This is a genomic window from Nocardioides luteus (assembly GCF_000960475.2).
In the GTDB taxonomy this organism is placed as follows: domain Bacteria; phylum Actinomycetota; class Actinomycetes; order Propionibacteriales; family Nocardioidaceae; genus Nocardioides; species Nocardioides luteus_A.
The window spans coordinates 50,111-56,947 of sequence record NZ_JZDQ02000039.1; the positions used below are offsets into that span (position 1 = coordinate 50,111).

A 6,837-nucleotide genomic window follows, 5' to 3' on the forward strand; every position below is an offset into this window, starting at 1 on the left:
CTTTCCAGGTGCCCACGATGACCGACAGCCCGACCAGCGCCCGTCGGCGTACGCTGTCCGCGCTCATCCACAGCAGCGGCTTCCTCGCCGTCTGCATCATGGTCACCAACGTCGCGACCTACGGCTTCCAGATCATCGCCGCCCGGATCCTCGGCCCCGGACAGTACGGCGGCGTCGCCTCGATGATGTCGCTGCTCCTCGTGGTCGGTGTGGTCCAGCTCGGCATGCAGGCGACGGCCTCACGCCGGGTGACCGACACGCCCGGCGAGGAGCGTGCCATCGAGCGGACCGTGCTGCGGGCGACCTACCGGGCGGCCATCGTCGTCGGCGTGGTCATGCTCGCCGCCTCGCCGCTGGTCTGGCGCGGGCTGCGGCTGGATTCCATCTATCCCGCGCTGCTGGTCGCGGTGTGTGCCGTGCCGCTCACGATCATGGGCGGCCAGGCCGGGGTGCTGCAGGGCGAGCGCCGCTGGCTCGGCCTGGCGATGGTGTATCTGGCCCTCGGCATCCCCCGGGTCCTGGTCGCCACCGCCGCGATGTGGGTCCGCCCCACCGAGGGCGCCGCGATGGCCGGGGTCGCGCTGGCCCAGTTCGCGCCGGCGGTCGTCGGATGGTGGGTGCTGCGGCGGCGTACGTCCTCCGCGGAGGAGCCGGGGCCCATCAAGCCCGTCGTGGTCGAGATGCTCCACGGCTCGTTCGCGCTGCTGGCCTTCTTCGCGCTCTCCAACGTCGACATCCTGATCGCCCGCAACGTGCTCTCGGACCATGTCTCCGGCCTGTACGCAGGTGGCCTGATCCTCACCAAGGCGGTGCTGTTCCTGCCGCAGTTCGTGGTGATCATCGCCTTCCCGTCGATGTCGGCCGAGGCCAGCCGCCGCTCCGCCCTGCTCAAGTCGCTGGCCCTCGTCGCCGGGCTCGGCGTGTGCGCGATCGCCGGCTCCTGGCTGCTGTCCTGGCTCGCGATGATCTTCATCGGTGGCCCCGACTACGCCGAGATCGAGGGCCTGCTCTGGGTCTTCGCGATCCTCGGCACGGTGCTGTCCGTGCTACAGCTGCTCGTCTACTCGGTCCTGGCCCGGCGCAGCCGGCTCTCGGCGTACCTTCTCTGGATCGCCGTCGCCGCCGTCATCGCCCTCGGTGCGATCCAGACCAGCGCCGACGGTCTCGTCTGGGCGGTCCTCAGCGTCGACGCCACCCTCGTCGCCGTCCTTCTCTCCGTCACCTTCTGGCGCCTCGCCCAGCCCTCTCACCGCAGCTGACCCCACCCGCCGAGGCGTCACCTACGTCAGCCGAGGCGTCAGCCGCGTCGGCCGAGACGGCGGTGCGTACGACGCGCGTGACCACTCGGCCGTCGCGAGTGACTTCTCGGCCGACGCCGGTGACGTTTCGGCCGACGCGGGTGACTTCTCGGCTAGTGGGCGGCTTCGTGCCAGGAGCGGCCGGTGCCGACGGAGACGTCGAGGGGGACGTTGAGGTCGGCGGCGGAGCCCATCTGCTCGCGTACGAGGGCCTCGAGCGCCTCCCGCTCCCCCGGGGCGACCTCGAAGACGAGCTCGTCGTGGACCTGGAGGAGCATCCGGGAGGAGAGGCCGGCCTCGTCGATGGCGGCCTGGACCCGCAGCATGGCGACCTTGATCAGGTCGGCGGCGGAACCCTGGATCGGGGCGTTGAGGGCCATCCGCTCGGCGGTCTCGCGTCGCTGACGGTTGTCCGAGAGCAGGTCGGGCAGGTAGCGGCGTCGGCCCATGATGGTCTCGGTGTAACCCGTGCGCCGGGCCTCCTCGACCAGGCTGCGCAGGTAGTCGCGGATGCCGCCGAAGGTCTCGAAGTACTCCTCCATCAGCCCCCTTGCCTCCGAAGGCTCGATGCCGAGCTGCTGGGAGAGCCCGAAGGCGGACAGGCCGTAGGCGAGGCCGTAGTTCATCGCCTTGATCTTGGCCCGCTGCTCGACCGAGACCGCGTCGGGGTCGACGCCGAAGACCCGCGCGGCGGTGATCGAGTGGAAGTCGCGCCCGGAGCGGAACGCCTCGATGAGCAGCTCGTCCTCGGACAGGTGAGCCATGATCCGCATCTCGATCTGCGAGTAGTCGGCCGTCATCAGGGACTCGAAGCCCTTGCCCACGACGAAGCCTTTGCGGATCCCGCGGCCCTCCTCGGTGCGTACGGGGATGTTCTGCAGGTTGGGCTCGGTCGAGGAGAGCCGCCCGGTCGCCGCGATCGTCTGGTTGAAGGTGGTGTGGATCCGGCCATCGTCCTGCACGGTCTTCAGCAGGCCCTCGATGGTGACCCGCAGCCGGGTGACGTCGCGGTGGCGCAGCAGGGCGAGCAGGAACGGGTGCTCGGTCTTCACGTAGAGCTGCTGGAGCGCGTCGGCGTCGGTGGTCCAGCCGGTCTTCGTACGCTTCGTCTTCGGCATGTCGAGCTCGTCGAAGAGCACCACCTGCAGCTGCTTGGGCGAGCCGAGGTTGATCTCCTTGCCGATCACGCCGTAGGCCTCGTCCGCCGCCTGCTTCATCTGGCCGGCGAAGTGTCGCTCCAAGGCGTCGAGATGCTCGGTGTCGACCGCGATGCCGGTCTTCTCCATCCGCGCCAGCAGGTGCAGCAGCGGGAGCTCCACCTCGGAGAGCAGCCGGTGTCCACCGGCGGCCTCGACGGCCGAGTCGAGCTCGGCGGCCAGGTCGAGCACGGCCCGGGCGTAGAGCATCGTGGTCGTGGCGACGCCGTCGCCACCGACCTCGTCGTCGCCGAAGAGCGACTCCTGGCCGCCGTCGTCCTCCTGCTTGAGCTCACGCTTGAGGTAGCGCAGGGTCAGGTCGGCGAGGTCGTAGGAGCGCTGGTCGGGCGCCACGATGTAGGCGGAGAGCGCCGTGTCGGTCACCAGCCCGCGCAGCGTCCAGCCGTGGGCGTCGATCGCCAGCTCGGGCCCCTTGGCGTCGTGCATGATCTTGGGCTTCGAGGCATCCGCGAGCCAGCCTGCCAACGCCGCCTCGTCCTCGGGGGTGAGCCCCTCCACCCCGACGTACGCAGCCCGCTCCTGGGTCGCGAAGCCGAACCCGTCCACGCGGCCGGTGCCGGAACCCCAGGCTCCGCGCACGTGCACCCCGACCGGCGTGGTGCCGAGCTCCTCCAGGAATGCCGACACGGCCCCCGGCGCCAGCGTCTCGCCCGCGAGCGCGAAGCCGCTGTCGTCGACGGGGACGTCGTCCTCCGGTGCGAGCACGTCGGTGAGCCGGGTGCGGATCTCACCACGGAACTCGAGCTCGTCGAGGAGCTCCAGCGTGGCCGCGCGGTCCCACTCGACCCGCCCGAGGTCGGCCGGGCCGACCTCCAGGGAGAGGTCTCGCACCAGGGCGTTGAGCCGCCGGTTGCGCATCACGTCACCGAGGTGGGCGCGCAGGTTGTCACCGGCCTTGCCCTTGATCTGGTCGGCGTGGGTGATCACGTTGTCGAGGCCGTCGTAGGTGTTGATCCACTTCGCGGCCGTCTTCGGCCCGACCCCCGGGATGCCGGGCAGGTTGTCGGAGTCCTCCCCGACCAGCGCGGCCAGCTCGGGATAACGGTGCGGCGGCACCCCGTACTTCGCCTCGACGGCCGCCGGAGTCATCCGGGCCAGGTCGGAGACGCCACGCATCGGATAGAGCACGGTCGAGGACTCCGTGACCAGCTGCAGCGAGTCGCGGTCGCCGGTCAGGATCAGCACCTCCATCCCCGCCTCGAGGCCCTGGGTCACCAGGGTCGCGATGATGTCGTCGGCCTCGTAGCCCTCGAGGGACAGATGGCGGATGTGCAGCACGTCGAGCAGCCGCTGGATCAGCGGCAGCTGGGACTTGAACTCGTCGGGCGTCTTGTTGCGCTTGGCCTTGTATTCGGAGTATTCCTCCAGCCGGAACGTCTGCCGCGACAGGTCGAAGGCGACCGCGACGTGGGTCGGGGTCTCGTCGCGCAGCACGTTGACCAGCATCGAGGTGAAGCCGTAGACGGCATTGGTGTTCTGCCCCGTGACGGTCGAGAAGTTCTCCACCGGCAGGGCGAAGAAGGCCCGGTAGGCCAGCGAGTGCCCATCGAGAAGGAGCAGTCGGTCACGCGTCACATCAGCCACGGGTCGACTCTATCCACGACCACCGACAACAGGTTCAACCGGCGCGTGCGACCATGCATTTATGACCGATGCATCTACCGCCGACCAGACAGCAGGCGAGGTCTTCTTCGCCTCACTCCCCCACGGCATGGGAGGCCTCAACGACAAGATGGGCGTCAAGATCCTGGAGATCTCGGCCGAGAAGGTCGTCGGCACCATGCCGGTGGAGGGCAACACGCAGCCCTACGGCCTGCTCCACGGCGGCGCGTCCGTCGCGCTCGCCGAGACGCTCGGCTCGACCGGGTCCGGGATGCACGCCGCGACCATGGGCAAGCTCGCGGTCGGCGTCGACATCAACGCCACCCACCACCGTTCGGCGACCTCCGGCATCGTCACCGGCACCGCGACCGCGATCCACCTGGGCCGCACCTCGGCGGCCTACGAGGTCGTGATCACCGACGAGCGAGGCAAGCGGGTCTGCACCTCGCGGATCACCTGCTCGCTGATCGACCCGGAGCGGGTCTCGAAGTAGGGATGTACGGCACAAGGGCCCCGGAGCGTCGCTCCGGGGCCCTTGTCGCTGTGGATCAGACTTCCCCAGCGATGTACTTGACGGGGGCGTAGGTCGCCTTGTCGTTGTACTGGTAGATACCGATGGACGCGGCCGTCGGGCTACCGGTCTCGCCGAGCTCGATCGGACCGGACTTGCCGTCGTAGTCGATGTCCTTGCCGTCCTCGATGAGCTTCACGCAGTCGGCGTAGGTGGTGCACTTCTCACCACCGGTGGTGATGTCGACGATCTCCTTGGCGATGGCCTCACCGTTGTCGTTGTCGGCCTGGACGGCCGCCAGCGCGGAGACGATGGTGGCGTCGTAGGACTCACCCGCGTAGGAGTAGTCGGCCAGCTTCGGGTTGACCTTCAGCAGCTGCTGCTTGAAGTCACCGGCGGTCTCGGCGCCCGGGAGCGTGCCCTTGACACCCTTGAGCTCACCCTTGGTGAAGTCCTTGGAGTAGTCGGACAGGTTGCCGTCGACGAAGTAGGTCGGCAGCTTCGAGGGACCGACACCCGCGGCGATGAGCTGCGGGATGAGCTTCTTGGTCTCCTCGAACGCGATCACGACGACCGCGTCCGCACCGGAGCCGGCGACCTCGTTGATCTGGGCGTCGAACGAGGTGGCGTCCTCGGAGTAGAACGCCGTGGTGGCGACCTTGGAGCCGGCACCCTCGAGGTTGGCCTTGACCTCCTCGGCCAGCGTCTCGCCGTACGCGTCCTGGCGGGCCAGGATCGCGACGTTGGTGCGCTTGTCCTCGAGCAGCAGGTTGGCCATGACGGCGCCCTGCAAGATGTCGGACGGAGCCGTGCGGAAGTAGAGGTCCGGCTTGGCGAAGTCGCCCTCGTCGAACTCGGTCGAGGTGTTCGCCGGGGAGAACATCACGGTGCCGGACGACATGATCTTGTCGATCACGGTCATCGACACGCCCGAGGAGGCGGTGCCGATGATGACGTCGGACTTGGCGTCGATGAGCTTGTCGGCCTCGGTCGGGGCGATCGCGGAGGTGGTGTCACCGGAGTCCGCGACGACGGACTTGACGTCCTTGCCGAGCACGCCGCCGGCAGCGTTGATGTCCTGGATCGCCAGGTCCGAACCGGCGAACTCGGGCGGGCCGAGGAACGCGAGGCTGCCGGTCTGCGGGAGGAGCTGCCCGATGGTGAGAGTGCCGTCGCCCTTGGCGGCAGGCTTCTTCTCCGGCTCCTCGGAAGCGGTCTCGCCGCCACAGGCGGCGAGGGTGAAGCTGAGCGCCAAGGCGCCGACGCCTGCGGTCAGCTTCATCCAGGTAGAGGATGATGAGTTCACTGCTTTAGTCCCTCTTTCGTATGGGCTGGCCCGGCTCACGTCGGACCTTGCGGAGTCACATTAGAGACGCTCGGAGGGCGAATCACCCGAGGGACCTGTCTTTTCACCAATCCGTTACATCTCCCCCGTGGCATCATTGCCTCGGTTGCCGCCATGATCGGCTCCGTATCATCGGGGCCGAGGTGACCCATGATCACTCGGGGAACCCGATTCCCGCCAGGAACAGGCTCGATCGTGGAGGAATTGTGATGATCTGTACGCACGGCACCCATGGAGGTCGGGTTCGATGACCAGGGTGCCGGTGACGATGCGAGAGGCTCGAGCCGATGACGCGCTCTTCCTTCTCGGCATCTGGCAGGACTCGCTGCGGATGGCGGACGCCCAGGATCAGCTGAGCGACCTCGAGACGATCATCCGTGACGCCGACGCCTCCCCGGACCAGCGCCTGCTGGTCGCCGAGTGCGGCAGCGAGCCCGTCGGGGCGGTCTACCTGCGTGCGACGACCTTCGGCCCGCTCAACCTGGAGCCGACGGTGCAGATCTTCGCGCCCCACGTCGTGCCCAGCTTCCGCCGCCGTGGCGTGGGACGGATGCTGATGGAGTCGGCCGTCTCCTTCGCCGAGGAGCGCGGGATCAGGACGGTCGCGGCCGCGGCCGCCGCCGGTGGCCGCGACGGCAACCGGTTCCTCGCCCGGATCGGCCTCGGCGCCCAGGCGGTCATGCGCGTGGCCCCGACCGCTGTCGTACGCTCCCGGCTCAACGTCCTCGGCCGGGCCCTGCCCCACCACTCCCGCCTGCCGCGGAACCCGAAGCAGTCCAGCGCCGTCGGCGAGCTGCTCGCCGCCCGGCGCTCCCAGCGACGCTCGCACACCGTCGCCTGAGCCCAGCGCGCAACGACCAGGGG

The 6,837-nt window shown here is 68.9% G+C and carries 5 protein-coding genes; 3 read left to right on the forward strand and 2 right to left on the reverse strand.

The window, feature by feature from the left end; translation table 11 throughout:
• Positions 1-17 precede the first annotated feature (17 nt).
• Positions 18-1,259 carry a lipopolysaccharide biosynthesis protein gene (locus UG56_RS22935; protein WP_045549079.1) on the forward strand — a complete coding sequence of 414 codons (1,242 nt, stop codon included), beginning with the start codon at positions 18-20 and terminating at the stop codon, positions 1,257-1,259.
• A 152-nt stretch (positions 1,260-1,411) separates the two neighbouring features.
• On the opposite strand, the gene polA is transcribed toward UG56_RS22935, so the two are convergent.
• On the reverse strand, positions 1,412-4,099 hold the full coding sequence (gene polA, locus UG56_RS22940) for a DNA polymerase I (protein WP_045549080.1): 2,688 nt from the start codon (positions 4,097-4,099) through the stop codon (positions 1,412-1,414).
• 61 nt (positions 4,100-4,160) lie between these two features.
• Between polA and UG56_RS22945 the strand changes: the two genes are divergently transcribed.
• Positions 4,161-4,610 (forward strand): hotdog fold thioesterase, encoded by a 450-nt coding sequence (locus tag UG56_RS22945; protein ID WP_045549081.1) that lies wholly within the window; start codon positions 4,161-4,163, stop codon positions 4,608-4,610.
• Between the two features lie 55 nt (positions 4,611-4,665).
• Here the strand turns inward: UG56_RS22945 and UG56_RS22950 are convergent, their stop codons facing one another.
• A complete protein-coding gene (locus UG56_RS22950) occupies positions 4,666-5,910 on the reverse strand; it encodes an ABC transporter substrate-binding protein (protein ID WP_045549082.1) in 1,245 nt (414 codons plus the stop codon).
• A 310-nt stretch (positions 5,911-6,220) separates the two neighbouring features.
• Between UG56_RS22950 and UG56_RS22955 the strand changes: the two genes are divergently transcribed.
• Positions 6,221-6,814: a GNAT family N-acetyltransferase gene (locus UG56_RS22955; protein WP_045549083.1), complete on the forward strand. Its 594-nt coding sequence runs from the start codon at positions 6,221-6,223 to the stop codon at positions 6,812-6,814.
• The last annotated feature ends 23 nt before the right edge of the window (positions 6,815-6,837 follow it).